The organism is Selenomonas sp. oral taxon 892 str. F0426 (assembly GCF_000468035.1).
In the GTDB taxonomy this organism is placed as follows: Bacteria; Bacillota; Negativicutes; order Selenomonadales; family Selenomonadaceae; genus Centipeda.
Genome location: NZ_KI260518.1, coordinates 1,848 through 2,676, shown reverse-complemented (window position 1 = coordinate 2,676; position 829 = coordinate 1,848). Strand labels below are relative to the sequence as shown.

Genomic DNA, 829 nt, shown 5'->3' with positions numbered 1-829 from the left:
CGACGAATACGCACGGCACATTCTCCATGCCCTCTGCCCGTGCCGCCGCAACACGTCCATGCCCTGCGAGAATACCATAGTCCTTGTCGATAATGACAGGACTGACGAATCCGAACTCGCGTAGACTCCCGCGCAGCTTGTTGATCTGCTCGGGCGAGTGCGTCCGCGCATTGTTGGCATACGGGACGAGTTTGGCAATCGGAACGAGCTTCATCTCTGATGTTGTTTTGTTCAAATGACTTCCCTCCTTACTTCCTCGAACGCAGCAGCCGTTCCATCCGATCCTCCTGTGGAGAGCCACTGAATGTGGTGGTGCAGTTCTGCTTTACGATGTCGAAAATCTCATACCAGAGCAGATTGGACTGCTTCTGAAACGCCTGTCCCATCTGAACAAAAGGGCTTGCAATCGCACCTCCTGTGGTCGGATGCTTGCCAATGAGCCCGTATTGACTCATTGCTTCCTCACATTGGATGAAGCGGGCAAATGCCTGCGCATAGCTTTCAATGAGACGAGGATTCACAAGACGCTCACAGCCACGCTCCTTCAGCCACAGCCATGTCTCGCGGAAAATCTCACCCGCACCGAGCGGCTTTCCGTTCCGCTGTCGCGCAGACAGGAACTCGCTCGGTGTCGGCATTTCCTCGCCGTAGAGATCGGCGGCATCCACAAGGTCTGTGCCGTCCAGTTCTGTCATTGGGAACTCCATGATGTGCGCCGTGCGCCCGCCCGCAATCTTGTCCACCAGTGCTTCGGGTTTATCTCCCGCCCGGATACGCCGCCCTCCGCGATTTGTGCCGTCACGCGCCATCTTCTCGCCCCCATTCCTTT

The 829-nt window shown here is 56.6% G+C and carries 2 protein-coding genes; both read right to left on the bottom strand.

The genetic code is table 11. From position 1 onward, the window contains the following. Window positions 1–235 (bottom strand): ParB/Srx family N-terminal domain-containing protein (locus tag HMPREF1992_RS00710; RefSeq protein WP_037357828.1); only part of this gene is annotated, 235 nt, incomplete at its 3' end. 13 nt (window positions 236–248) lie between these two features. Then, the gene (locus tag HMPREF1992_RS00705) at window positions 249–809 is read right to left on the bottom strand and encodes a P27 family phage terminase small subunit (RefSeq protein ID WP_037357825.1); all 561 of its coding nucleotides are present in this window, start codon (window positions 807–809) and stop codon (window positions 249–251) included. Between the last annotated feature and the right edge of the window lie 20 nt (window positions 810–829).